Annotated in this window: 21 protein-coding genes and 1 pseudogene; 16 read left to right on the forward strand and 6 right to left on the reverse strand. The window is 50.6% G+C overall.

Features of this window, described 5'->3' with window-relative positions:
• Positions 1–20: 20 nt before the first annotated feature.
• Positions 21–1,217: an efflux RND transporter periplasmic adaptor subunit gene (locus tag EDI29_RS01150; RefSeq protein ID WP_137739381.1), complete on the reverse strand. Its 1,197-nt coding sequence runs from the start codon at positions 1,215–1,217 to the stop codon at positions 21–23.
• A gap of 165 nt (positions 1,218–1,382) precedes the next feature.
• Here EDI29_RS01150 and acrR point away from each other — a divergent pair, with 165 nt between their 5' ends.
• Positions 1,383–2,024, forward strand: a complete 642-nt coding sequence (gene acrR, locus EDI29_RS01155; RefSeq protein WP_040031230.1) for a multidrug efflux transporter transcriptional repressor AcrR — start codon at positions 1,383–1,385, stop codon at positions 2,022–2,024.
• Positions 2,025–2,081: 57 nt separating this feature from the next.
• Here the strand turns inward: acrR and rsmS are convergent, their stop codons facing one another.
• Together rsmS and priC are read right to left on the reverse strand one after the other, a co-directional pair.
• Positions 2,082–2,252 (reverse strand): pleiotropic regulatory protein RsmS, encoded by a 171-nt coding sequence (gene rsmS, locus EDI29_RS01160; RefSeq protein WP_137739382.1) that lies wholly within the window; start codon positions 2,250–2,252, stop codon positions 2,082–2,084.
• Between the two features lie 35 nt (positions 2,253–2,287).
• On the reverse strand, positions 2,288–2,824 hold the full coding sequence (gene priC, locus EDI29_RS01165; protein ID WP_137739383.1) for a primosomal replication protein PriC: 537 nt from the start codon (positions 2,822–2,824) through the stop codon (positions 2,288–2,290).
• Positions 2,825–3,052: 228 nt separating this feature from the next.
• On the opposite strand from priC, the gene EDI29_RS01170 reads away from it, so the two are divergent.
• The 8 genes from EDI29_RS01170 (at position 3,053) to hemH (ending at position 11,680) form a co-directional block, all read left to right on the forward strand.
• Positions 3,053–3,448 (forward strand): DUF454 family protein, encoded by a 396-nt coding sequence (locus EDI29_RS01170; protein ID WP_137739384.1) that lies wholly within the window; start codon positions 3,053–3,055, stop codon positions 3,446–3,448.
• A 217-nt stretch (positions 3,449–3,665) separates the two neighbouring features.
• On the forward strand, positions 3,666–4,220 hold the full coding sequence (apt, locus tag EDI29_RS01175; protein ID WP_137739548.1) for an adenine phosphoribosyltransferase: 555 nt from the start codon (positions 3,666–3,668) through the stop codon (positions 4,218–4,220).
• Between the two features lie 74 nt (positions 4,221–4,294).
• Positions 4,295–6,358 (forward strand): DNA polymerase III subunit gamma/tau, encoded by a 2,064-nt coding sequence (gene dnaX / locus EDI29_RS01180; RefSeq protein ID WP_137739385.1) that lies wholly within the window; start codon positions 4,295–4,297, stop codon positions 6,356–6,358.
• 40 nt (positions 6,359–6,398) lie between these two features.
• The gene (locus EDI29_RS01185) at positions 6,399–6,728 is read left to right on the forward strand and encodes a YbaB/EbfC family nucleoid-associated protein (RefSeq protein ID WP_010286242.1); all 330 of its coding nucleotides are present in this window, start codon (positions 6,399–6,401) and stop codon (positions 6,726–6,728) included.
• On the forward strand, positions 6,728–7,333 hold the full coding sequence (gene recR / locus EDI29_RS01190; protein WP_014914551.1) for a recombination mediator RecR: 606 nt from the start codon (positions 6,728–6,730) through the stop codon (positions 7,331–7,333). The genes EDI29_RS01185 and recR overlap by 1 nt, the downstream gene beginning before the upstream one ends.
• A 175-nt stretch (positions 7,334–7,508) precedes the next feature.
• A complete protein-coding gene (htpG, locus tag EDI29_RS01195; protein ID WP_193555631.1) occupies positions 7,509–9,392 on the forward strand; it encodes a molecular chaperone HtpG in 1,884 nt (627 codons plus the stop codon).
• A gap of 262 nt (positions 9,393–9,654) precedes the next feature.
• Positions 9,655–10,299 (forward strand): adenylate kinase, encoded by a 645-nt coding sequence (gene adk, locus EDI29_RS01200; RefSeq protein WP_137739387.1) that lies wholly within the window; start codon positions 9,655–9,657, stop codon positions 10,297–10,299.
• 418 nt (positions 10,300–10,717) lie between these two features.
• Complete coding sequence (hemH, locus tag EDI29_RS01205) at positions 10,718–11,680, forward strand: ferrochelatase (RefSeq protein WP_137739388.1); 963 nt, start codon at positions 10,718–10,720, stop codon at positions 11,678–11,680.
• A 109-nt stretch (positions 11,681–11,789) separates the two neighbouring features.
• On the opposite strand, the gene ybaL is transcribed toward hemH, so the two are convergent.
• Positions 11,790–13,475 (reverse strand): YbaL family putative K(+) efflux transporter, encoded by a 1,686-nt coding sequence (ybaL, locus tag EDI29_RS01210; protein ID WP_137739389.1) that lies wholly within the window; start codon positions 13,473–13,475, stop codon positions 11,790–11,792.
• Positions 13,476–14,141: 666 nt separating this feature from the next.
• On the opposite strand from ybaL, the gene ushA reads away from it, so the two are divergent.
• The 6 genes from ushA (at position 14,142) to EDI29_RS01240 (ending at position 23,489) form a co-directional block, all read left to right on the forward strand.
• Positions 14,142–15,791 carry a bifunctional UDP-sugar hydrolase/5'-nucleotidase UshA gene (gene ushA, locus EDI29_RS01215; protein WP_137739390.1) on the forward strand — a complete coding sequence of 550 codons (1,650 nt, stop codon included), beginning with the start codon at positions 14,142–14,144 and terminating at the stop codon, positions 15,789–15,791.
• Between the two features lie 235 nt (positions 15,792–16,026).
• On the forward strand, positions 16,027–18,024 hold the full coding sequence (locus tag EDI29_RS01220) for a discoidin domain-containing protein (RefSeq protein ID WP_137739391.1): 1,998 nt from the start codon (positions 16,027–16,029) through the stop codon (positions 18,022–18,024).
• Between the two features lie 293 nt (positions 18,025–18,317).
• Positions 18,318–20,471 (forward strand): carbon starvation CstA family protein, encoded by a 2,154-nt coding sequence (locus tag EDI29_RS01225; RefSeq protein WP_137739392.1) that lies wholly within the window; start codon positions 18,318–18,320, stop codon positions 20,469–20,471.
• A 145-nt stretch (positions 20,472–20,616) separates the two neighbouring features.
• Positions 20,617–20,820: a YbdD/YjiX family protein gene (locus EDI29_RS01230; protein WP_137739549.1), complete on the forward strand. Its 204-nt coding sequence runs from the start codon at positions 20,617–20,619 to the stop codon at positions 20,818–20,820.
• A gap of 16 nt (positions 20,821–20,836) precedes the next feature.
• A complete protein-coding gene (gene yjiA, locus EDI29_RS01235; protein WP_137739393.1) occupies positions 20,837–21,838 on the forward strand; it encodes a GTPase in 1,002 nt (333 codons plus the stop codon).
• A 268-nt stretch (positions 21,839–22,106) separates the two neighbouring features.
• The gene (locus EDI29_RS01240; RefSeq protein WP_137739394.1) at positions 22,107–23,489 is read left to right on the forward strand and encodes a glycoside hydrolase family 28 protein; all 1,383 of its coding nucleotides are present in this window, start codon (positions 22,107–22,109) and stop codon (positions 23,487–23,489) included.
• 380 nt (positions 23,490–23,869) lie between these two features.
• Here the strand turns inward: EDI29_RS01240 and ybaK are convergent, their stop codons facing one another.
• On the reverse strand, positions 23,870–24,349 hold the full coding sequence (ybaK, locus tag EDI29_RS01245; protein ID WP_137739395.1) for a Cys-tRNA(Pro)/Cys-tRNA(Cys) deacylase YbaK: 480 nt from the start codon (positions 24,347–24,349) through the stop codon (positions 23,870–23,872).
• Positions 24,350–24,419: 70 nt separating this feature from the next.
• The gene (locus EDI29_RS01250) at positions 24,420–25,238 is read right to left on the reverse strand and encodes a TraB/GumN family protein (protein ID WP_137739396.1); all 819 of its coding nucleotides are present in this window, start codon (positions 25,236–25,238) and stop codon (positions 24,420–24,422) included.
• A 129-nt stretch (positions 25,239–25,367) separates the two neighbouring features.
• On the opposite strand from EDI29_RS01250, the pseudogene EDI29_RS01255 reads away from it, so the two are divergent.
• Positions 25,368–25,460 (forward strand): annotated as a pseudogene (locus EDI29_RS01255) (type II toxin-antitoxin system HicB family antitoxin); the annotation flags it as partial.
• Positions 25,461–25,521 lie beyond the last annotated feature (61 nt).

A 25,521-nucleotide genomic window follows, 5' to 3' on the forward strand; every position in this document is an offset into this window, starting at 1 on the left:
CCGGCTCCTGTTAGAACGTCTTAAGACTTCGCGGGTTCTGCTGACGCTTGCGGCGCCTGCTGATTTTCTGGAGCGACTTCTTTAGTTTTCACCTGTGCACCGGGTCTGATTTTTTGCAGACCGGTGACAATAACGCGATCGCCCGCTTTCAAGCCTTCGGTAACCAACCATTTGTCACCAACGGCTTTACTGGTTTTAAGCGTGCGAGGTTCCACTTTATCGCCTTCTCCCACCACCATCGCAGTAGCCTGACCACGTGGGTCGCGGGTGACACCTTGCTGTGGTACTAATAAGGCGGTCGGATTAACGCCGGAATCGAGGCGAGCACGCACAAACATGCCGGGCAGCAGGTTATGCTGTGGGTTCGGGAAAATGGCACGCAGCGTGATGGAACCTGTGGTTTCATCTACCGTAACATCAGAAAATTCCAATGTACCCGCTGCTGCATATTCAGTACCGTTTTCCAACAGCAGACGCACATTCGCTTTACCTTGATCCTGCTTCAGCGTGCCGTTTTCCAGCTCTTTTTTCAGTTGCAAGAAATCATTACTGGATTGGGTGACATCAACATAGATCGGATCAAGCTGTTGCACGGTCGTTAATGCTGACGTTTGCCCGGTTCCTACTAATGCGCCTTCTGTTACCGTTGATCTTCCTACGCGGCCTTCGATCGGCGAATTAACTTTGGTGTAAGCCAGATTGATTTGCGCGGTGTCCACTGCCGCTTTGGCAGCCAGAACGGCAGCATCAGCCTGACGGGACGTGGCGACAGCCTGATCGTAATCCTGCTTGCTGACGTAGTTAGTGCCCAACAGCGGCTTATAGCGGTTAACCGTCAGACGGGCAATTTCTGCCTGAGCTTGAGCTTGAGCAAGAGAGCCTTTGGCGCTGTTGTAGTTTGCCTGATAGGTCGCAGGATCGATCTGATAGAGCGATGCACCAGCTTTAACGTCAGATCCTTCAACGAAGTTACGTTTTAGGATAATTCCGCCAACCTGTGGGCGAACCTCAGCAATGCGGTAAGCACTTGTACGGCCCGGCAGTTCGGTCATGACATTCAGTGCTTCCGTTTTTAACGTAACAATCCCCACTTCAGGCATCTGCTGCTGTGCGCCGCCGCCCTGCTGATTGTTGCCGCTATCACATCCTGCGAGCATTAAGCCGCCAGAAAGCATCAGAACTGCCGCCAGAGGCGTTAGCCCTCTGTTTTTGTTCATAGATAAACCTCAAGTGTCCGATTTGAAATTGACCAATGGATCACAAGCTTAAAAACCCATTGCTGCTATAGTCTTATGTTCATGCTATGTTACATACATTCTCGAATGTATGTAAATCACGCTTTCCTTCAAATACAGCGATATGGCACGAAAAACCAAATTATCATGGCACGAAAAACCAAAAAACAGGCTCAGGAAACCCGACAACATATACTGGATACTGCGTTAAGAGTCTTCTCTGAGCATGGTGTGTCCGCGACCTCATTGTCTGACATTGCCACCGCTGCTGGTGTGACACGGGGTGCTATTTATTGGCATTTTAAGAACAAAGCCGAAATCTTTGATGAGATCTGGGCTCTGGCAGAGTCAAAAATCAGTGAGTTTGAAATAGAGTATCAGACAAAATTCCCTGATAATCCACTCCGCGTGATGCGTGAATTATTGATTTATATGCTGCGTTTAACCGTTAGCGATACGCATTGGCGATCCATTATGGAGATCGCTTTTCACAAATGTGAGTTTGTCGGTGAAATGTTGCAATCGTACAATGCGCGCAAAGAGCTTTATCTCTCCTGCTATGTCGATATTGAAGAAAACCTGATTAAGTGCATCCGGGTGGGGATGTTGCCGACGGACATTCATCCACGTCGTGCGGCGATCGCGATGCGTGCCTACTTTTCTGGCGTGATGGAAAACTGGCTATTTATGCCGGAAAGTTTCGATCTCGATCAGGAAGCCCCCGCGCTGGTGGATGCTTTTATTGATATGCTGCATTTTAGCCCGGCGCTACGTAAACCCGCGGAATAAGCCGTTGATCGACGGCGTTAACACCTGTTGCCTTTAAGCTCCGGAGCTATTGTTACCTTAGGCGGAGGATTTAGCGTCACCACCTTCTTGCGAGAGTTTTTTCTCAAAATCGGTACGTATAATCTCCAAGGCGGCCAGCGCGATACGCGGTTCGATTTGGTTTTCTTCCAGCAGCATAATCAAATCGACCGCCAGCTTGACCTCGGGTGGGGCGTTTTCAAGTGACATGAATCAGTTCCTCATTTCTTGGCGAGCCCGCCGCACTACAATCCTTGCTCACGGCGTTCGATTTGACGTTCCAGACGTGCCAGCGCCTGACGACAGCGTGACAGCCGTCCTTCCAGCGCCGCCAGCTCTTTCTGTAGCCGCTGTTGCTCGCTGAATTGCGTCTGCGTGATGAGCAGGCTTTCTCTATCCTGAATCATGGAAAGCAGACGGCGTTCATAATACTGATGCTCCGCCAGCTTGTGATACAGATCTTCCGGCTGTGGTGCATTACTTTGCTCCTGCCTGCGTAATGACTGCGTTGCCAGCTCACGCTGCAATGCGGCTATCTGGCTGACCAGCTTTTCAGCGAGAAATGCTACGCGATCGGTGCGCTGTTCTGCAACTAACTGCTTTATCACCTGTAAATTTTGTTCAACTTCGGCGCGATAATCACGTAGCCGGGTGCCGTAGCTGCTAAAAAGTTGACGATCGAAGCGTGATTGCGGCACGGCTTTATCCGCCAGCGGCTCAAGCTCTTTCGCTAGCGTGTTAATTTGTTGTTCAAGCGCTTGTAGCAATCGATGCGTGTTCACTTTTTTCCCTTACGGTCAGGCTGATGATTCAGCGAGCTAGCTTCGCGCGGTGTGTCGGCGCGTGGTATATATCAGCATCGTAGTCTACGTCGCTTTACTGCACTGCATGAGGATATCTTAACTAATCCATCGGGCAAGGTGATGATAAAGTGTGATGGACATTGTCGCAGACAAAAATATATTGAGCAGACAAAACATATTGGTAGTGAACAAAGCAGAAAGGTGAATATGTATCGCGTGTTGCTGATGATATTGGGGTGGGTTTCCGTTGTGCTGGCAACGTTGGGTGTTGTGTTGCCCTTATTACCGACAACGCCTTTCTTGTTACTGGCCGCCTGGTGTTTTGCCCGCTCGTCCCCGCGTTTCCATGACTGGCTACTGTACCGTTCCTGGTTTGGCAGCTATCTGCGCCATTGGCAACAACATCGGGCATTGCCGCCGGGAGCAAAATGGAAGGCTGTCACCATGATTCTGTTAACGTTCGCGCTTTCGCTCTGGCTGGTTAAACTGGTTTGGGTCAGGATTTTGCTCTTGGTGATTTTGGCAATTTTGCTGACCTTCATGCTTCGTTTGCCTGTGGTTGATCCAGAACAACAAGTGCAAGGCGTGAATCCGAAAAGATAGCGTAAGCGGCGGGCTCTGTGACGGGAATACAAAAAATACCCATCCAGAGTGCGGATAGTTGCATTTGTCCGCCACTTTGACTAGATTTGGGCGTTTTCGTGCGCGGGTCGCCATTTCCCTCTTTGTCATAATGCTTATTCATCACATCATGCGATGGTGAAAGCCTTGTGGCGACCGGCATTTGTATGTTTAGAACGTTTTATCAGGCACAACTATGATGACCGTAACAGCGCAGCAGCAGGCAGAATTAATTAAAAACAGTATCAAAAGCATCCCCGACTATCCGAAGCCGGGCATACTGTTCCGTGATGTCACCAGCCTGCTGGAAGATCCCGTAGCCTATGCGGCCAGTATTGAGATGCTGGCGAACCGTTACCGCAACAACGGTGTGACGAAGGTTGTCGGTACGGAAGCGCGTGGTTTTCTGTTTGGCGCCCCAGTTGCGTTGGCGCTGGGCGTAGGTTTTGTTCCCGTGCGTAAACCGGGCAAGCTGCCACGCCCGACTATCAGTGAAAGCTATGAACTGGAATACGGTTCAGATACGCTGGAAATTCATGCAGATGCAATCTCCGCGAGCGATAATGTGCTGGTGATTGACGATCTGCTGGCAACAGGCGGTACGCTAGAAGCGACGGTGAAACTGATTCGTCGTCTGGGTGGTTCGGTCAACGATGCCGCTTTTATCATCAATTTGTTCGATCTGGGTGGCGAGCAACGCCTGACCGAGATGGGTGTCACCTGCTATAGCCTGGTTGACTTCCCCGGACATTAATCATAACAGTCTCGCCGATAGCGGCGTGGCTGTGTTAGCATGATCGCCTCAATAACTCGACTGTTGCGGTATTGATGAGCTATCAGGTTCTTGCCCGTAAGTGGCGTCCCCAAACCTTTGCCCATGTTGTCGGTCAGGAACATGTCCTGACCGCGTTGGCTAACGGCCTTTCTCTAGGCAGAATTCATCACGCTTATTTGTTTTCTGGCACCCGTGGTGTTGGGAAGACGACAATTGCCCGTTTGCTGGCAAAAGGGCTGAACTGCGAACAGGGCGTGACGGCAACGCCGTGCGGCCAGTGTGATAACTGCCGAGAAATTGAACAGGGGCGTTTTGTCGATCTAATCGAAATCGACGCCGCTTCTCGCACAAAAGTAGAAGATACACGCGATCTGCTGGATAACGTGCAATATGCCCCTGCGCGTGGGCGATTCAAGGTGTACCTGATTGACGAAGTACACATGCTATCTCGTCACAGCTTTAATGCGCTGCTGAAAACGTTGGAAGAACCGCCTCCACACGTCAAATTTCTGCTAGCGACCACCGATCCGCAGAAACTGCCGGTGACCATTTTGTCGCGCTGCCTGCAATTTCACCTCAAAGCGCTGGATGTCGAACAGATTCGCGCGCATTTGGAACAGGTATTACAGGCGGAAAATCTGGTCAGTGAACCACGAGCACTGCAACTCTTGGCGCGTGCTGCCGATGGTAGTTTGCGTGATGCACTGAGTTTGACCGATCAGGCTATTGCCATGGGGCAGGGGCAGGTCACGACCGTTTCTGTCAGCCAAATGCTTGGTACGTTGGACGACGAGCAACCGCTAGCGCTTATCGAAGCGCTGGCGAAAGGCGATGGCGCACAGGTGATGTCGCTGTTAGATCAGGTTGCGGCACGGGGTGTGGACTGGGAATCGCTGCTGGTGGAAACCCAGACGCTGTTACACCGTATTGCGATGGTTCAACTGCTGCCTGCGGCGTTGGGCGATGATTATGCTGCTGTTGAAGCGCGTATGCGAGAGTTGGCGCGAGCACTGCCGCCCGCAGAGGTGCAACTTTACTATCAGACGATACTCATTGGCCGCAAAGAACTGCCTTTTGCGCCCGATCGCCGGATGGGCGTGGAAATGACGCTACTGAGAGCGTTGGCGTTTCATCCCAGTCAGATTATTGCCGAACCTGTTGCACCAATAAGCGTCGTGCCAGTTCAGGCTACGCGTGTGCCTTCTATTCAGCCTCCTGTGCAGCAGCCCGTTGCGACGGTATCGGCGACGGTCCGTGCGCCAGTGCCACAAAATACAGCATCTCCCGAAGACATGCCGCCGTCATCTTACTCTCCCGAGCCGCCGATGGATGCCTCTGCCTATGCGCCGCCGTTAGGGGAAGCGCCTGCTTCAGCGGAGCAGCATGATGAGAGCGAATTGCCTGATGCGACGTCTCAGCTGTTACAGGCGCGTAGTCAGCTCTTGCGAAAACAGGGGAGTACGCCACCAAAAAAGGCTGAACCGGCAGCGTCTGACAACACGCGGCCGGCAACTTCAGCGCTGGAGCGATTGGCTTCGGTAACTGAGCGTAGCATTCAACGGCAAAACGCGAAAACCTCGCCTTCCGAACCTAAAAAACCGGAAGCGTATCGTTGGCGGGCGCAAAACAAGGTCGATGAGGTGAAGGCCGATGTGGCGACGCCAAAGGCACTGCGTTCGGCCTTAGAGCACGAAAAGACGCCGGAACTGGCGGCACGGCTGGCGGAAGAGTCGCTGGAGCGGGATGCCTGGGCGGCGGAAATCCATCGCCTGACGTTGCCAAAGTTGGTACAACAGCTGGCGCTTAATGCGTTTAAAGAGTGTGACGAGGCTGGCAAGGTTCATCTGCATCTGCGTTCATCCCAGCGGCATCTGAATTCGCCTGCGGCGCAAAAGACGCTGATAGATGCATTGACGGCTCACTACGGGCATCCTGTAGAATTACTGATTACTGAAGACGACAACCCGACGGTGCGAACGCCGCTGGAGTGGCGTCAGGCTATCTATGAAGAGAAGCTGGCGCAGGCGCGTCAGTCGATTCTGGCCGATACGACGATTCAAACGCTGCGGCGTTTCTTTGATGCGGAACTGGACGAAGAAAGTATCCGCCCTGTTTAACCGCTGCGAGTGCGCAGCCCGACGTGATAGAGAGAAAACTATGTTTGGTAAAGGTGGAATTGGCAACCTGATGAAGCAAGCCCAGCAGATGCAGGAAAAAATGCAGCAGATGCAGGAAGAAGTGGCGAATCTGGAAGTCACGGGCGAATCGGGTGCGGGTCTGGTGAAAATCACGATCAACGGTGCGCATAATTGCCGCCGTGTTGAGATCGATCCAAGCCTGATGGAAGACGACAAAGAGATGCTGGAAGACCTGATCGCTGCGGCGTTCAACGATGCTGCTCGTCGCATCGCTGAAACGCAGAAAGAGAAGATGGCAGCGGTTTCCAGCGGTATGCAATTGCCGCCGGGCTTCAAGATGCCGTTCTAATGCAGACCAGTCCGCTTCTTGAATCATTGATGGAAGCGCTGCGCTGCCTGCCGGGCGTTGGGCCCAAGTCGGCGCAGCGCATGGCGTTTCAACTGCTGCAACGCAATCGCAGCGGCGGTATGCGCTTGGCGCAGGCGTTGACGCGGGCGATGTCCGAAATCGGTCACTGTAGCGATTGTCGGACATTCACCGAGCAGGACGTTTGTGCGATTTGCTCGAACCCGCGCCGTCAGCAAAATGGGCAGATTTGCGTAGTAGAAAGCCCGGCTGATATTCATGCGATTGAACAGACGGGGCAGTTCGCTGGCCGTTACTTTGTGCTGATGGGACATTTGTCACCGTTGGATGGCATTGGCCCAGACGATATCGGTTTGGGGCGGTTGGAAGAGCGACTGCAAGTGGAGTCGATCAGCGAAGTCATTTTGGCTACCAACCCGACGGTAGAAGGTGATGCCACGGCGAATTATATCGCTGAACTCTGTGCGCAACACGGCGTGATGGCCAGCCGCATTGCACACGGTGTTCCCGTTGGCGGTGAGCTGGAAATGGTCGATGGCACCACGCTTTCTCATTCGCTCGCGGGTCGTCAGCCTTTCCGGTTTTAATTTGTCGGCTGTCAGCGTCATTCTCTGGCAGCCGCAGTCTTCTTTTCTTCTCCCACCATTTTCTTGAACCGCTGAAATTTACCCCTTGAAATCACCCCGATTTATCCCCATCTGCTACTTATCGTCAGTTTAATCAGCCTGAATAATATTAGGATTGAGGTAAGCAACAATGAGTATGAAAGGCCAAGAAACTCGCGGATTCCAGTCCGAAGTTAAGCAACTCCTGCATTTGATGATCCATTCGCTTTATTCCAACAAAGAAATTTTTCTGCGTGAATTGATCTCCAATTCCTCCGATGCGGCGGACAAATTGCGCTTCCGCGCGCTGTCTACCCCTGAACTGTATGCAGGCGATGGCGATTTGCGCGTGCGAGTGTCTACCGATAAAGAAAAACGCACTCTGACGATTTCTGACAACGGTATCGGTATGAGCCGTGATGAAGTGATTGATAACCTTGGTACGATTGCGAAGTCCGGCACCAAGGCCTTTCTGGAATCCATGGGGTCTGAGCAGGTTAAAGATAGTCAACTGATCGGTCAGTTCGGTGTGGGTTTTTACTCCGCGTTCATTGTTGCGGATAAAGTGACCGTGCGTACCCGTGCTGCGGGCGCGAATGCCGATCAGGGCGTGTATTGGGAATCCGCGGGTGAAGGCGATTACACCATTGCCGACATCACCAAAGACGATCGCGGTACGGAAATCACGCTGCATCTGCGTGAAGGTGAAGACGAGTTTCTGGATGACTGGCGCGTGCGTTCCGTCATCAGCAAATACTCCGACCATATCGCGCTGCCGGTAGAAATCGAATCCCGGACAGAAAGCGAAGAAGAAGGCGGTGAGTCCACCGTTAGCTGGGAAAAAATTAACAAGGCGCAAGCGTTGTGGACACGCAGTAAATCTGAAGTCAGCGATGATGAGTACAACGAATTTTATAAGCACATCTCCCATGACTTTACCGATCCATTGAGCTGGAGCCACAATCGTGTGGAAGGTAAACAGGAATACACCAGCCTGCTTTATATCCCAGCTCGTGCACCGTGGGATATGTGGAACCGCGATCATAAGCACGGTCTGAAACTGTACGTTCAGCGCGTCTTTATTATGGATGACGCCGAGCAGTTTATGCCGAACTACCTGCGTTTTGTGCGTGGCCTGATTGATTCCAACGATCTGCCGCTGAACGTTTCCCGTGAGATTTTGCAGGATAGCCGTGTGACGCAGAACCTGCGTAATGCGCTGACTAAACGCGTGCTGCAAATGCTGGATAAACTGGCGAAAGACGATGCGGAAAAATACCAGACGTTCTGGCAGCAGTTTGGCCTGGTGCTGAAAGAAGGTCCGGCAGAAGACGGCAGCAACCGTGAAGCGATCGCGAAACTGCTGCGTTTTGCTACCACGCAATCTGACAGTTCCGCGCAGACGGTATCGCTGGAAGATTACGTCAGTCGAATGGTAGAAGGTCAGGATAAGATCTACTACATCACCGCAGACAGCTATGCCGCGGCGAAGAGCAGCCCACATCTGGAGCTGTTCCGTAAGAAAGGCATTGAGGTGTTGCTGTTGTCTGAGCGCATTGACGAATGGATGATGAGCTACCTGACCGAGTTTGACGGTAAATCCTTCCAGTCTGTCAGCAAGGCGGATGATGCGCTGGATAAACTGGCTGATGAAGAAAACGATGCGCAGAAAGAAGCACAAAAAGCGCTGGAGCCGTTTGTTGAGCGTGTGAAAACGTTGTTGGGTGAGCGTGTTAAAGACGTGCGCTTCACGTACCGTTTGACCGACACGCCTGCGATTGTCGTAACAGATGCCGACGAGATGAGCACGCAGATGGCAAAACTGTTTGCCGCCGCTGGTCAACAGGCACCGGAAGTGAAGTACATTTTTGAACTGAACCCGGAGCATGCGTTAATTAAACGTGCAGCCGACGTTTCTGACGAAGCTGAATTTGGTGAGTGGGTTGAGCTGCTGCTGGATCAGGCTTTGCTGGCCGAACGTGGTACGTTGGACGATCCGAACCTGTTCATTCGTCGTATGAATCAACTATTAAGCGCCTGATATTGATTCCCTCCAGATCCCGGTGCTAACCGGGATCTTCCCCGACTTTTACGCTTCCTTCCTCTGACGAGGGTTTATTCGTCTACACTAAATGGCAACATTGGGCAGGCGGCAAACCGTATTTTTAGATATCTGGCTTTTTTTCATCTGTCTATACATTGCTGAAGCGAGCCCGTTCCTTGAGCATAAGCGTCTGGAATGGTATGGTTTAGCGTTTTTCAAATTTATTTTATAAATATTACATAGCAAGGGGATTTACGCGATGCGTATTATTCTGCTGGGCGCTCCGGGCGCAGGCAAAGGTACTCAGGCTCAATTCATCATGGAGAAATACGGTATTCCGCAGATTTCCACGGGTGACATGCTGCGTGCAGCGGTAAAAGCGGGTACTGAATTGGGCAAGCAGGCTAAAGAAATCATGGACGCAGGTAAACTGGTCACTGATGAGCTGGTCATTGCTCTGGTTAAAGAGCGCATCGCCCAGGAGGATTGCCGTAACGGTTTTCTGCTGGATGGCTTCCCACGCACCATTCCACAAGCTGATGCGATGAAAGAGGCAGGCATCAATGTGGATTACGTTATCGAATTTGCCGTTCCTGACGAACTGATCATCGATCGTATTATTGGCCGTCGCGTGCATGCGGCGTCCGGTCGTGTCTATCATGTAAAATTCAATCCGCCTAAAGTTGAAGGCAAAGACGACGTGACCGGCGAAGACCTGAGCATTCGTAAAGACGATCAGGAAGATACCGTGCGTAAACGTCTGGTTGAGTACCATCAGCAGACTGCACCATTAGTTTCTTACTATCAGAAAGAAGCTGACGCGGGTAACACGCGCTATTTCAAAGTGGAAGGCACGCGTAAAGTGGAAGAAGTTCGCGCAGAACTGGAAACCATTCTGGGCTAATTGTTCTAAGCGAACCGAGCCCAACCCTCTGAATGCCAGACAATTGTCTGGCATTTTGTCGTTCTGAATCCCGCGTTTTCTTCGTTTCATCTATTGATAGCATCGGCGTTATCCCTGCTATCTACCCGTATTTGTTTAGCTTTTTTTCGCTACAATAGACCCGTCATACTTCAAGCTGCATGTTCGTTGGCAATACTCGGCTCACTTCTGAGCCTCGCTCGAAGAGCCGCCGCAAGCGGCGTTCAAATTGGCTTAGCCAATTTGTCCTTGCTCACCCTAGTCACTTACTTGAGTAAGCTCCTGGGGATTCGTGCGGTTGCCGCCTGCCTGCAACTCGAATTATTTAGGGTATGGAAATTTGATGTTACGCATGGGCGGGCTGAGAGAAAGTCTGCTTCTCCATAAAAGGAAGACGGCGATGAAACAAGAGAAATACGGCGTGCTGATGGTGAACTTAGGGACGCCCGATGCCCCGACGCCGCAGGCGGTGAGACGTTATCTGGCTGAATTTTTGAGCGATAGACGTGTGGTGGATACGCCGCGTTTGCTCTGGTGGCCTCTGCTGCGCGGCATCATACTACCCACTCGCTCACCACGTGTGGCAAAGCTCTATCAATCGGTCTGGATGGAAGGGGGATCGCCGCTGTTGGTGATTAGCCGCCGACAGCAGCAGGCACTGGCTGCGCGCATGCCTGAAACGCCTGTTGAGCTGGGGATGAGCTATGGTTCACCCAGCCTGCGTTCAGCGCTGGATAAACTACTGGCGCAGGGAGTAACGCAACTGGTGGTCTTGCCGATGTATCCGCAATATTCCTGCTCAACGACCGCCGCTGTGTGGGATGGGTTAGCGGCGCAACTGCGTGATAATCGCCAACTGCCTGCGATTCGCTTTATCCGTGATTACGCTGAGCATCCTGCTTATATTGCGGCGTTGAAGCATCGTGTTGAACAGTCTTTTGCGAAGCATGGTGAACCGGATATATTGGTGATTTCCTATCACGGTATTCCTGTGCGTTATGCAAACGAAGGGGACGACTATCCGCAGCGCTGTCGGGCGACGACTGAGGCACTGATTGCCGCGCTGGGGCTGCCGGAAGGAAAAATAATGATGACCTTCCAGTCGCGTTTTGGTCGTGAACCCTGGCTGACGCCGTACACGGATGAAACCATGCAGGGGTTGCCTGCGCAGGGCGTTAAACATATTCAGATTATGTGTCCCGGTTTTGCTGCTGACTGTCTGGAAACGTTGGAAGAAATTCAGGAACAGAACCGTGAAATCTTCCTGCACGCAGGTGGAGAGGCTTTCCACTACATTCCTGCGCTCAATGATGATCCGCTGCATATCGATCTGCTGGAACAGTTAGTCGGAAGAAATGGGTAAGATTGGTGTCTGTTTGCTGGTGCTTGAAGATATCGTGCTTACATCTGATAGCATAAAAAAATGGCGGACATAATTTGCCCGCCACTTTTTGTATTCAGTATATAGCTGCTTAGATAGGACACGTCTGAGGTGCTGGTGGAATGTCATCCAGCTTCAATAGTGTAATCATACTGTTGGCGATTTCCCGCTCGCCCATTACCACCTCGTTCGCTCCGTGCTCGGTAATGTAGCTAACCTCATCGTCATAGTGCGCACGCGCGATAATCTCCAGATCGGCGCGCTTCTCACGGGCTGCTGCGACGATTTCCCCGGCTTCATAGCCGTTTGGAATCGTCAGTAATAGCCAACGAGCACAGTCGAGACGAGCAATATCCATAATTTCAGGCTTGGTGGCATTGCCCAATACGGCTTTGATTCCTTGTTCACGCAGCGCATCGACACGAGTGCGTGAATTCTCAATGACTACTACGGGAATTCCAGCCTGATGTAACTTGGCACCAATAAGACTACCGACGCGGCCATAGCCGACCAGCAGCGCGTGGTTGCACATATCGACAGGAATCTGTTTCTCTTCCTCGATAGCTTCTTCCACGATTTGCTCTTCTATTGTTTCGTTCTTCGCCAGATAGCGTTCAAGCAGCGTAAACAGGAGCGGGTTTATCATGATGGAGAGAATGGCACCGGCCAGCACCAAATTTCTTCCTTCTTCGGATAACAGCCCCAACACAATGCCGAGCCCGGCCAAAATAAATGCAAATTCACCGATCTGCGCCAGACTGGCGGAAATCGTTAATGCCGTCCGTTTTGAGTGACCAAAGAGACGAACCAGCACGAAAGCGGCCGCTGACTTACCGAACACAATGATTGCCAGCGTGATCAGCACGGAAATGGGGTCGTTCAGTAGGATCATCGGATCAAACAGCATGCCGACGGAAACGAAGAACAGTACAGCGAAGGCATCGCGCAGCGGCAAGGTATCGTGCGCTGCCCGCTGGCTGAGTTCAGACTCGTTCAATACCACGCCAGCGAAGAATGCACCTAGAGCAAAGGAGACATCAAACAGTTTCACTGCGCCAAAGGCAATACCCAGTGCCATCGCTAACACTGCCAGCGTGAAAAGCTCGCGTGAGCCTGTGCTGGCGCTTTTTGCCAACACCCACGGCACCAGACGGCGACCTACTACAATCATCAGGGTGATAAACGCAATGACTTTACCGATGGTCCAGGCTAAATCAGCCAGCAGTTTGCTGGTATCGGCATGTTCAGATCCGATCATGTCGCCGAAGGCGGGCAGCAGGACTAGCGTAAGCACCATAGCCAGATCTTCTACGATCAGCCAACCGATGGCGATTTGACCACGTTGGCTATCAATAAGCTGACGTTCTTCCAGCGCACGTAGCAGAACCACGGTACTGGCGGTAGACAGACAGAGGCCAAAAACCAGGCCGCTCGCCAGGCTCCAACCCAACATGGCGGATAACCCCATTCCAAGTAGCGTAGCCACGGCAATCTGGGCTATCGCACCGGGAATGGCGATGGACTTTACCGCCATGAGATCTTTCAACGAAAAGTGTAGGCCAACGCCAAACATCAGCAGGATTACGCCAAGTTCAGCCAGTTCTGATGCCAGTGAGGCATCGGCAACGAAGCCGGGGGTAAAAGGGCCGACGAGTACGCCTGCGGCAAGGTAACCAACAAGGGGAGAGATACGCAGGCGGTGTGCCAGAATACCAAGGAGGAAAGCAAGAACCAGCCCCCCAGCGATAGTAGAAATTAGCGGTGTTGCAGCATGCATCCCAACTCCTTGTGCCATAGGTGAAACGTAATTGAGCGGATTTACCCTTCTTGCCTTGAAGTTACAGCGTGGTGAGCGGCCTTACGTACCCTTATCACTCTTATTATGTACCGAAAAGTGTATTGGGATTCGTTCGTTTGCTGTCTGGCTGCAACGCCAATTATTCTGGGTATACATAAATTCTATTGCATGTAGCGAAATGTTGCTTGGGTAAAAGTGGTATTTTATGAAAAATATCAGTTTCTCCAGCTAAAGGTAGTGTAACACAGATTTAGTGATGGTTTCTGGTGATAAGCATTGATAAACATGCGTAATTATTCTGATGGCATGATGTTCTGACTGTAATGCCTTACTGCTTTTCTGTGTATTCAGTGAAAAAAAATTTTCCACCGGTGTAAAACCCCGGAAAACAGAGGATAAACGGTGTGATACGGGGTTATTACGATGAAGCATCCATATTAACAAGAGTTCATGACGGCGCGACGACAGTGCAAGGTCAGTGCGATGTGACTCTAGCTACGATGCCTAATCTGATTTTGTCGGCTATCGCACATTGTTGACGAACGGCGTGAACGTGCTTGGCGCATTGTTCATCTGGCTGTGATAATTTGTGCAATGAATTTCTCAGTGGTTCCACTGAAGTTTTAAAATAAACGGAGATTTATCATGCGCTTTTCACTAAAAGCTCTGGGATGTGCGATGGCGGTATCGCTGGCGCTAACGCCTGTTATGTCAATGGCTTGGGAAAAAGACAAAACATACGCCATCACTATTTTGCATACGAATGACCACCACGGCCATTTCTGGCATAACGATCACGGCGAATATGGTTTGGCGGCACAAAAAACGTTGGTCGACCAGATTCGTCAGGAAGTGGCGAGTAAAGGTGGCAGCGTATTACTGCTTTCCGGCGGTGATATTAATACCGGCGTCCCTGAATCTGATTTACAGGATGCGGAGCCTGATTTTCGTGGTATGAACATGGTTGGTTATGATGCAATGGCGCTCGGCAACCACGAATTCGATAATCCATTGTCTGTGCTGCGTCAGCAGGAAAAATGGGCAAAATTCCCGCTGTTATCGGCTAATATCTACCAAAAAAGTACTAATCAGCGCTTGTTCAAGCCTTATGCCCTGTTCGACAAGCAAGGTGTGAAAATCGCAGTTATCGGCCTGACAACGGATGATACGGCCAAATTAGGCAATCCTGAGTATTTTACCGATATCGAATTCCGTAATCCTTCGGCGGAAGCTAAACAGGTTGTTGAGCAATTGCGTAAGAGCGAAAAACCGGATGTGATTATTGCCGCGACGCACATGGGGCACTATGACGATGGTAATCACGGCTCTAATGCGCCAGGTGATGTGGAAATGGCGCGTAGCCTGCCTGCTGGCTATTTGGACATGATTGTCGGTGGTCACTCGCAGGACCCGGTCTGTATGGCGCAGGAAAATAAAAAACAGGTGGATTATGTGCCGGGTACGCCTTGTGCACCCGATCGCCAGAACGGCACTTGGATTGTTCAGGCGCATGAGTGGGGTAAATATGTCGGTCGTGCTGATTTCACATTCCGTAATGGCGAATTGAAGCTTGAACACTATCAGCTGATACCGATCAACCTGAAGAAGAAAGTAGAAAAAGACGGCAAAACCGAACGTGTGTTCTATACGCATGAAATCGCACAGGATTCTGACGTTATGAAAATGTTGACGCCGTTCCAGGAAAAAGGGCAGGCGCAACTAGGTGTTAAGATTGGTAGCGTGAAAGGCAAGTTGGAAGGCGATCGCAATCAGGTACGTTTCCGTCAGACCAATCTGGCACGCGTGCTGCTGTCAGCGCAGCTTGAGCGTGCAGAGGCAGATTTTGCGATTATGAGCGGCGGTGGTGTACGTGATTCGATTGAACCGGGTGATATCACTTATAAAGATGTACTGAAGGTTCAGCCATTTGCGAATACGCTGGTTTATGTCGATATGAAAGGCAGTGACGTTGAGAAATATCTGGCTGTCGCCGCCAATAAAAAGGTGGATTCTGGTGCCTATGCACAATTCCTTAACGTCAGCCTGACGGCCGATGGTCAGGGTGTGCAGAACGTGAAAATCAAAGGCGAACCGTTGCAGGTCGATAAAGTTTATCGTATGGCAACGCTGAACTTTAATGCGATGGGCGGCGATGGCTACCCGCGTCTTGATAATCTGCCTGGCTATGTGAACACCGGTTTTGTCGATGCGGAAGTGCTGAAGCAATATATCGAGAAGCATTCACCGCTGGACGCAGAAGCCTACGCGCCGAAAGGTGAAATTGTTTATAAGTAACTAATAATTATGGCGGTTTTTGTCTCTTCGCTGGTGGCGAAAACCGCTGTTTTTTCTCGGAGGTCTCTTCAAGAAATATGTTTGATTTAGTCCCTTAGTGGTTAAATTGAAATAATATAATTAATTGATGTAACTTGTTAAATTATATTATTTTTTTCTTAATGCGTTTTAAAATAATTCCCCCGCCAAATAAACGACACTCCTGATGCCTTTTATCAACGGAGTCGTCAGAACCATGAAAGATATTAATATTGAAATCAACGTCTGTGACAGCACAGGTAAATCAACATGTACTGTTCATCCTCACACTTGCTGTCATTCTGATAATGGAAGCGAGCAAGAACCCGGTGTTTCGGGTGTCACCTCTGTATTCGGACGGACTGGCATTGTAACGGCACAAGTCGGCGACTATACCGCCGATCAGATTACCGAAACCGCCACCAGAAAATTTGCCTCGCCGGATGAAAAAGCAGTCTGGAATGCAAAGCAGGATGCATTAATCTCTGGCACCACTATCCGCACGCTCTTTGGCCAGTCATTGTTAGGCAGCGGTGATCTTTCACTAACGCCAGCACAAATGGGCGCAGCAGCGGTAGGACATACTCATACCACAGCGGAAATCACCGACTACACACAAAAAACAAAACAGCTCATCCATTCCTCGCTGGAAGCTGGTACGGGCGTGACGCTGAGCTATAACCCTGCAAGTGAGAAAACGGTAATCAGTGCTACGGGCGGAGGTTCCAGCAGCGGTGGCTCTGGCTATGTTGTTGCCGATCGTCAGGGGGCAACGGCGGGGCAAAATCATGCGTTCAGTATTAGCCCACAAAATACGTTTAATCTCGCGGCGTATGCGCTGAAAGAAGAAGTGGGTGCGGTAAATCAGACTTATGTTGTTGATGAGTTTAATGCGTCGAGTGAGCCAAATTATCACGTGACGAATGCGGTTATTTTTGATGGTACAATGCATGAATACACTGGTGAAATGTTCACACTTAAGAACGATGGGGATTTTTTCTCAGCACCAGTTAGAGCTGATGGGAAGTCTGTTAATATTTCCGTTGTTAAAAAATCTGTTGTTCCGAAGATGACATCAAATACAAGTCCAGTTGGATATGTTATTAGTGCTAGTGATATGTCCAGACCTCAGTTTTTACCCTATTTTTCATTTGATAATGACAATAATTTATCTAGCAATGAATATGATTCTTGGGGAGGGTTAAATGCTGCGACTGTAGCCAATCCTCACTGGATTAGGGTTGATTTACCAACCCCGACTACAATTTCAAGTTATAGTTTTGCTAACAGAACGGTCATTTACAATAATGGCCCGAAGAACTGGGTTTTTCAGGGTTCTAATGATAATGGCAACAGCTGGGATGATTTGCATGTTGTAAATAATGACATCAATAATACACTTGGTGCTGTGCGTAGTTATAGCTTGCCATCCCCTGGGAAATATAAAAGCTTCCGGCTGCTGGTTACTGCTGGGGGGAACAATAATAACTATCTGACATTAAAGAAATTTAATTTATTTCAGCCTGAAAAGGTTTTAATTAGCAGTAATGATAAGTGGTATTCTGCGAATAATGGCGTCTTGACTGAAATTTCTACTGCTGATTTCGATAGTGGTTTCACTAATTCGGATTGGGTATCAAATGCATCAATCTCTGACATGCTACCAATCAAGATTGTTGGCAGCGCTCAAATTGATTTACGGTCGTCGTATATTCCGTATACACAAATAGCCATTCAAAAATCACTGACGTCCGCCATGTGGGCAAAAATTAACTCCGCCACCTTAACGGCAACACAAACTGGCAACGGCAAAGTGCGTGTTGCCGTCACGCGAGATCTGGTGAACTGGCATGTTTTGCGAAACGGGATATGGGTTGATGTTGGCGCACTGTCAGCAGATACGGTAGGCGCAACGAAACTGATCGCTGATGGTATGACACCAACTGAACTCGGCGGGATTACGGCTGCACAGTGGACGCAACTGTTTGCATCCAACAATGGTGTACCGGACGCGCTTGCGTTTGCATTCGCACTTGATATCACCGATCCGGTGGCAGATGTCGCGACCATTGACCGACTTGCTCTGAACGTTAACGATGCGTCTAGCTGGAAAATGCAATCCCCTGCGGAAGTGGAAATCCGCTGGCGCACCGATAGCGTGACATTCCGTACCGCGACGGCAGGCAATTACAAACTGGCGTATCAGGTTCCGTAATCGCTCACGATACTCAACATTTTACTGGCCGCGAATTTCGCGGCCTTCTCTTTTTGATGTAGCCCCATTTTTCTCCAGCCACTCACTACGTCATTCTAACCGCTTAGCACGCTATTCTGCCGCCTACTCAAATACCTGCTCCACGCGCGTACGCGATGACGTACTGTGCCGCCACTATTTTCCTTTATCTGAAATACGCGATGGCTCGTGTTATCGCACAACGTTTTACCAGGGTTTATTTTTCCACAGCTAACAAAATCAAACGATTGTGATTTTTAATTGAAGGATGTCTTATGAAGAGCAATTCCATTCTTAAACACATCCCCTGGATGATTCTTGGAATCATTGGGGCTGCCTGCCTCGGCGTAGTCGCACTACGTCGTGGTGAGCATGTCAGTGCCTTATGGATTATTGTTGCTTCTGTCGCCGTTTACCTCGTGGCTTATCGATACTACAGCCTGTATATCGCACAAAAAGTCATGCAGTTGGACCCAACCAGAGCAACCCCTGCCGTTGTGAATAACGACGGCCTTAACTATGTGCCAACGAACCGTAACGTGCTGTTCGGGCACCACTTTGCCGCTATCGCCGGTGCAGGTCCGTTGGTTGGGCCGGTACTGGCCGCGCAGGTCGGTTACCTGCCGGGCACCCTATGGTTGCTGGGCGGTGTGGTGCTTGCGGGAGCCGTGCAGGACTTCATGGTGCTGTTTATTTCGACCCGTCGTAACGGCGCGTCGTTAGGCGAAATCGTTAAGAAGGAATTAGGCCCGGTACCGGGTACGATTGCGCTGTTCGGCTGCTTCCTTATCATGATCATCATTCTTGCCGTACTGGCACTGATCGTGGTGAAAGCGCTGGCAGAAAGTCCGTGGGGCGTCTTTACCGTTTGTTCTACGGTGCCGATCGCGCTGTTTATGGGCGTCTACATGCGCTTTATCCGTCCGGGTAAAGTCGGTGAAATTTCGGTGATCGGGATTGTGCTGCTGGTGTTGGCAATCTGGTTTGGTGGCGTCGTAGCACATGACCCGTACTGGGGGCCAGCGCTGACCTTCAAAGATACCACCATCACCTATACGTTGATTGGCTATGCCTTCGTGTCTGCGCTGCTGCCTGTATGGTTGATTCTGGCGCCGCGTGACTATCTGGCGACCTTCCTGAAAATTGGTGTCATCGTCGGTCTGGCGATTGGTATCGTGATTCTGAATCCCGATCTGAAAATGCCAGCGGTAACGCAGTTTGTAGATGGTACAGGTCCGGTCTGGAAAGGTACGCTGTTCCCGTTCCTGTTTATTACGATTGCCTGTGGTGCCGTATCTGGTTTCCACGCGCTGATTGCTTCCGGTACTACGCCGAAATTGATGGCTAACGAAAACGATGCGCGTTTCATCGGTTACGGTGCCATGCTGATGGAATCTTTCGTGGCGATCATGGCATTGGTTGCGGCGTCTATCATCGAACCCGGTCTATACTTCGCGATGAATACCCCGCCAGCGGCGTTGGGTATTACGATGCCAGATCTGCATAGATTGGGCACGGCGGATGCGCCAATGATTCTGGCGCAGTTGCAGGATGTATCCGCACACGCGGCGGCAACCGTTAGCTCCTGGGGCTTCGTGATTTCTCCTGAGCAAATTCTGCAAACGGCGAAAGATATCGGTGAGCCTTCCGTCCTGAACCGTGCAGGCGGTGCACCAACCTTGGCTGTCGGTATCGCACACGTGTTCCACCAGATCATTCCTGGTGCTGACATGGGCTTCTGGTATCACTTCGGTATTCTGTTTGAAGCGCTGTTCATTCTGACGGCACTGGATGCGGGTACGCGTGCTGGCCGTTTCATGCTGCAAGATCTGTTGGGTAACTTCGTTCCGTTCCTGAAGAAAACTGACTCGCTGATTGCCGGTATGATCGGTACAGCGGGCTGTGTCGGTCTGTGGGGCTACCTGCTGTATCAAGGCGTGGTTGATCCACTGGGCGGCGTGAAGAGCCTGTGGCCGTTGTTCGGTATCTCTAACCAGATGCTGGCTGCCGTGGCGCTGATTCTGGGTACGGTTATCCTGATTAAGATGAAACGTACACAGTACATTTGGGTCACGCTGGTTCCGGCGATTTGGCTGCTGATCTGTACTACCTGGGCGCTGGGTCTGAAACTGTTCAGCGACAACCCACAGCTGGAAGGCTTCTTCTACATGGCGAACATGTTCAAGGGCAAAATTGCGGAAGGCGGTGCGGATCTGAGCGCGCAGCAGATTTCGAATATGAACCATATCGTGACTAATAACTATACCAACGCCGGTCTGAGCATTCTGTTCCTGATCGTGGTGTACAGTATTATTGCGTACGGTATTAAAGCGGCGTTGGCTGCACGTAAAGTGGCTGAACGCACCGATCAGGAAACCCCGTATGTTCCGGTTCCTGAAGGTGGCGTGAAAGTTTCTTCCGGTCACTAAGCCACTCGCGCCCGTCAGATTTTGCGAGACCGCTAGCAAGGTTGAACGCGAAAGATGACGGGTACAGATACCCTGTATAATGTATAACGTTATACAGGGTATTTTTTATCTCGCTGCTATTGCAGGCGATGGTCTGGAGGTAATGATGTTTGGCAATCTGGGAAAAGCAGGAAAATATTTGGGCCAGGCGGCGCGCATGCTGGTTGGTATGCCAGATTATGATACCTATGTGCAGCATATGCAGGCCAACCACCCGGATAAACCTGCGATGACGTACGAAGAATTTTTCCGCGAACGCCAGCAGGCGCGTTACGGCGGAGACGGCAAAGGCGGGATGCGTTGCTGTTAACGACTTGGAATCTGTTATGACTGAACCTTTATCATCTGATGTGATTAAACCCGTGTATGTCACTATTCTGACCGGGTTTCTCGGTGCGGGGAAAACGACCTTATTACGGCATATCCTGAATGCCGAGCACGGCTACAAGATTGCCGTGATTGAAAACGAATTTGGCGAAGTCCCAATCGATAATACATTAATCGGTGAACGTGCCAGCCAGATTACGACGCTGAGCAACGGCTGCATCTGTTGCACACAGTCCAATGAGCTGGCTGATGCGCTGCTCGATCTGGTCGATGGTGTGGATAACGGCACGATAGATTTTGATCACGTCATCATTGAATGCACCGGTATGGCCGATCCGGGACCGGTGGCACAGACTTTCTTCTCCCATGACGTTATCTGTGAGCGTTTTGTTCTGGACGGAATTATCACGCTGGTGGACGCGGTACATGCGCAACAACAGCTCGATCAGTTCACCATTGCACAATCGCAGATTGGCTATGCTGACCGCATACTGCTAACTAAAACTGATGTGGCAAGCGAAGACGAAACGCTGCTACCGCGTTTGCAACGCATCAATGCGCGTGCGCCGATCTACCCTGTAGTACACGGGGATATCGATCTGAACGTGTTGTTTAACATCGACGGCTTTGTTCTTGGCGATAATGTCCTCAGCGACAAACTGGACGTGAAAACACCGGTATTTCGCTTTGTTGCACCCACGCAGAATAACGTGCAATCAATCGTTGTGTATCTCGATAAGGCGGTTGAGCTTCAGTCTGTTTCCGATGTGATGGAAAACCTGCTGCTGCAATTCTCCGATAATCTACTGCGCTATAAAGGCATTCTGGCCATCAACGGTGATGACCGCCGCCTGCTGTTTCAGGGTGTTCAGCGCTTGTATAGCGCCGACTGGGACAGAGAATGGCAGGCAGATGAAGACAGAAAGAGCGTGCTGGTGTTTATTGGTGTGGATTTACCTGAACAGGAAATCCGTGATGCTTTCGCTCGCCTGACGGCATAACGTTCCTGCCTTTTTGTGCTGGTCATTCAGGCCAGCACTATTGTCTCTTCAATCCTATTCTCGCTCTATTCCTGGTTCTGCTTGTGTCGCATTCGGTCTGACAGGGGAGTGCTGATTCTCAGGATGGGAATAGTGCAATTGCATGAAAAAAATCCTACCTTATTGTAATTATTACAAATAGATCTAAAACGTGATCGCCCCTCGCTTTTTAATGAAGTGTTGGTGATATTTTATTAAAACGATATTTCATTATTCTGCGAGGTTAAGTATGCGTAGTGGTCTTGCTCTGTCATTAATGGCTTCCTGCATCACACTGGGTATTCAAGCTGGTACGGCACAGGCAGCCAGTTCAGTGAAATTCCCAGATAAAATCTGTGACGTCACGCAATACGGGGCTGAAGGCCATCGTCTACAGATCGCGCTAAATACCGAAGCTTTCCAGAAGGCAATTGATGATTGCGCTGCGGCTGGCGGTGGAACGGTACATGTTCCTCGCGGTAACTATCTGGTCGATCCGCTGTTCCTGAAAAGTAACATCCGATTGGATCTGGCAAAAGATGCCACTATCGTCGCGTCGACCGAGGTCGCGGCGTATCGCGCGACGGAAAAAACTAAATATGCTGAAGCAGAAAATGGCTGGCTTCCCTTTATCAGTATTGCCGATGCGCAGAATGTGGCGATTACCGGCGAAGGCACTATCGATGGGCAGGGTGCTGTCTGGTGGGAGCGCTGGCGTGAGAATATTCGTGCTACGGGCAAGAAAGGTGGGACAGATCGCCCCCGTCTGATTTATATCAAAAGCTCCAGCAACGTGCTGGTGGATGGTGTCACACTTACCCATTCCCCTAGCTTCCATATTGTGATGCGTTACTCGCACGATGTGGATGTTAACGGTACGCGGATTCTGTCACCATGGCATGCGCCGAACACCGATGCTATCGACCCGATTGATAGCCAGAACATCCGCATTACTAATAACTACATCGACTGTAATGACGACCATATCGCGATAAAAGCTGAGAAGCCGGATAGCCGCTTCCCGAATGGCGTTGTGGATAACATCTACATCGCCAACAATATCCTGAAGCAGGGACGCGGTATTTCCATCGGCAGCGAAACGTCTGGCGGCGTGAATAACGTGCTGGTTGAAAACAACCAGTTTGAAGGTTCCATGTACGGTATCCGTATTAAAACTCTGCGTGGTAAAGGCGGCGAAGTGAAAAACATCACTTACCGTAATACCAAAATGGTGGATGTCGAAATCCCGTTGGTCTTTGCCGCTTACTACAAAGCTGCGCCGATTGTGCAGGCTGAGGTAGATAAGATGCTTGCCGAAGGTGGCTTCACGATGGGTGAGCAGATTTACCCACCGGATACCGATCCAGAGCAGCCGTTCGATCAGTACAAGACACCGCATTTCAGCAATGTGACGATCGAGAATTTGGAATCGACCGGGAAGACCAAAGCCGCAGCGTACATTATCGGCGTACCGGAAGCGCCACTCAGTGGTTTCCACTTTGATAACGTGCGCATTGATGCGGATAAAGGTATTCGCATCAGGAACGCGGAGCTGCAAACCAAAGGCCTGACACTGAATGTGAAGGAAGGTCCGGTGATGCAGTTGGATAAAGGGGCGAAAGTCGATCAGTAATCGATCATACCCTAAATAATTCGAGTTTCGGGACAAAACGAGTTCGTTTTGAATAACGCGAAGCGTTAGCCCTTTAGGGCGATGCTCATCAAGGAGCATCGTAACGCGGCAAGGGAAGGAATCCCGATGAGCTTACTCAAGTAAGTGATTCGGGTGACTGACAAATCAGCCAAAGGCAGATTTGAACGCTGCATGCAGCGGCCCCAACGGGGCGAGGTCCACGCAAGTGGAGCGAGTAACGTAGCTAACGCACATGAAACTTGAAGTATGACGAGTATATGAAGCGGTAGCAGGGGACACACTGGCCGTGGAGTCCTCTGCTATCTGCTTCGTTTTGATGCTACATCGTCAGGCAGGTTATGCTTGTTTAATCGCAGGAATTAATCATGCTTGGCGATATCAGCAAAGGTGGCACGCAGTAGCTGCGCCAAATCGTTTGCCGATAGTTCAATGTCCAATCCACGTTTACCGCCGGAAATGAAAATGGTATCGAACTGGCGTGCCGGTTCATCAATCACGGTCGGCAGTAGTTTCTTCTGCCCGAGCGGGCTGATTCCTCCCACCAGATAACCCGTTACACGCTGGGCGATGACCGGATCGGCCATATCGGCTTTTTTGGCAGACAGCGCGCGAGCGACTTTCTTGAGATCCAGCATCCCTGCGACCGGTGTGACAGCCACGGCGAGGTTTTTCGCATCACCATTCAGGGAAACAAGTAGTGTTTTATAAACCTGTTCTTTATTCAGCCCCAGCTTTCTGGCTGCTTCCTCGCCAAAGTTGGTTTCGTCACTGTCGTGGTGGTAGCTGTGTAGTGTAAAGGCGATCTTGTTCTTTTCGAGTAAATTGACTGCGGGTGTCATGACTTCACTATCCTTAAACCCTTTGTGGGCCTTATCTTATGGACGTGGTGGCACGTCATAGAGTGTTCTTTTACGGGGTTTCTGAATGGCTATTTTTTAGCAGTGAAGGTAAATTTTCATCGCCATACAGATGCAGTGCGCCGACGGCCACAATGTAATTTCCAGCTGGTAGCGCCTGAAGCTGCTGTTGCCAGCGGTGGTTACGTTGACCCATCAGCAGGTCGGACATTTCATTGCTGAACGTCGCGGGAATATCCGGTTTATACTTTCCTGGTCTGCTGTCTAGCCACCAGCCTACCATCGTTTGCAACAGACGAGCATTGGCGTGCCAGTGTTGGATCGTATCTTCCAGCAGTAACAGGCCACCCTGCGGCAGTTGCTGTAACAGATTAACCTGCGTTTGCTGTCCTTCCAGTTCGATAACCTGAATGCCGTGAGATTTTGCGGCATTAATCAACTGATAATCAATGCCGTAGTCGGGGCGTAAGCCCAGCAGTTGAGCCTGTCTTGCTTGTAGCATCAGCGCGGCCTGCCAGCCCGGAAGGGTATCGATCGTGCTCTCATCGAAAGAGAGCGATTCGCAGATTTTTTGCAGCTGGCGATAGTTTTCTGGACTGAGGCGCTGTGCGAGCGGTGGCTCTGCATCGTTCTTACCGAAGGGGGAATGAGAATCAGAGATATCGGCTTCTACGATCAGAGCGGTTGCCTGTCTAAGTTGCTGTAGCAGCGTAGCGGGCAGCGGTGCCATATCCTGGCTACCCATATGAATGCTGCCGACCAGATGCAACTGTCGTTCGTTAGTGAGTTGAACGTCTATCGCCGGGTAGGCATAAGCTAGCGGTGAAACAAAGCCAAGAAAAGTCGCGATCCTACGCAGCAGTTGCCCCATTGGTTCCGTCTCCTGATGTGTGAATAACTATGCTAAACGCTAGATATGGAACAATACAAGGGATACCAATCTTAAGGGCACGGAAGCCCTAAACGTTTGGTTACTCATTCTCTATCGATTCTCCCTACGCGTAATATTGATAATCGCGTGCGAGAGCAGCCGGGTACTTATCGCGATCGCAGCCATTTTTTAGCAGAAGCCGCACGCCATGAACTGGAGTAAGCGTGGCGAATAGGTCTGGTTGCCAGTGATAAAATCACGATGGTTTTCGGCAAAGGAAAAC

The organism is Pectobacterium polonicum, assembly GCF_005497185.1.
Lineage (GTDB): Bacteria > Pseudomonadota > Gammaproteobacteria > Enterobacterales > Enterobacteriaceae > Pectobacterium > Pectobacterium polonicum.

Excerpts from the sequence above, each read along its gene's own strand:
- ushA (WP_137739390.1), top strand. The coding sequence starts at position 14,142 with ATGCGCTTTTCACTAAAAGCTCTGGGATGTGCGATGGCGGTATCGCTG.
- EDI29_RS01225 (WP_137739392.1), top strand. The coding sequence starts at position 18,318 with ATGAAGAGCAATTCCATTCTTAAACACATCCCCTGGATGATTCTTGGA.
- EDI29_RS01185 (WP_010286242.1), top strand. The coding sequence starts at position 6,399 with ATGTTTGGTAAAGGTGGAATTGGCAACCTGATGAAGCAAGCCCAGCAG.
- EDI29_RS01250 (WP_137739396.1), bottom strand. The coding sequence starts at position 25,238 with ATGGGGCAACTGCTGCGTAGGATCGCGACTTTTCTTGGCTTTGTTTCA.
- dnaX (WP_137739385.1), top strand. The coding sequence starts at position 4,295 with ATGAGCTATCAGGTTCTTGCCCGTAAGTGGCGTCCCCAAACCTTTGCC.
- hemH (WP_137739388.1), top strand. The coding sequence starts at position 10,718 with ATGAAACAAGAGAAATACGGCGTGCTGATGGTGAACTTAGGGACGCCC.
- adk (WP_137739387.1), top strand. The coding sequence starts at position 9,655 with ATGCGTATTATTCTGCTGGGCGCTCCGGGCGCAGGCAAAGGTACTCAG.
- ybaL (WP_137739389.1), bottom strand. The coding sequence starts at position 13,475 with ATGCATGCTGCAACACCGCTAATTTCTACTATCGCTGGGGGGCTGGTT.
- rsmS (WP_137739382.1), bottom strand. The coding sequence starts at position 2,252 with ATGTCACTTGAAAACGCCCCACCCGAGGTCAAGCTGGCGGTCGATTTG.
- apt (WP_137739548.1), top strand. The coding sequence starts at position 3,666 with ATGACCGTAACAGCGCAGCAGCAGGCAGAATTAATTAAAAACAGTATC.
- EDI29_RS01170 (WP_137739384.1), top strand. The coding sequence starts at position 3,053 with ATGTATCGCGTGTTGCTGATGATATTGGGGTGGGTTTCCGTTGTGCTG.
- recR (WP_014914551.1), top strand. The coding sequence starts at position 6,728 with ATGCAGACCAGTCCGCTTCTTGAATCATTGATGGAAGCGCTGCGCTGC.
- ybaK (WP_137739395.1), bottom strand. The coding sequence starts at position 24,349 with ATGACACCCGCAGTCAATTTACTCGAAAAGAACAAGATCGCCTTTACA.
- EDI29_RS01220 (WP_137739391.1), top strand. The coding sequence starts at position 16,027 with ATGAAAGATATTAATATTGAAATCAACGTCTGTGACAGCACAGGTAAA.
- acrR (WP_040031230.1), top strand. The coding sequence starts at position 1,383 with ATGGCACGAAAAACCAAAAAACAGGCTCAGGAAACCCGACAACATATA.
- EDI29_RS01230 (WP_137739549.1), top strand. The coding sequence starts at position 20,617 with ATGTTTGGCAATCTGGGAAAAGCAGGAAAATATTTGGGCCAGGCGGCG.
- EDI29_RS01240 (WP_137739394.1), top strand. The coding sequence starts at position 22,107 with ATGCGTAGTGGTCTTGCTCTGTCATTAATGGCTTCCTGCATCACACTG.
- EDI29_RS01150 (WP_137739381.1), bottom strand. The coding sequence starts at position 1,217 with ATGAACAAAAACAGAGGGCTAACGCCTCTGGCGGCAGTTCTGATGCTT.
- htpG (WP_193555631.1), top strand. The coding sequence starts at position 7,509 with ATGAAAGGCCAAGAAACTCGCGGATTCCAGTCCGAAGTTAAGCAACTC.
- yjiA (WP_137739393.1), top strand. The coding sequence starts at position 20,837 with ATGACTGAACCTTTATCATCTGATGTGATTAAACCCGTGTATGTCACT.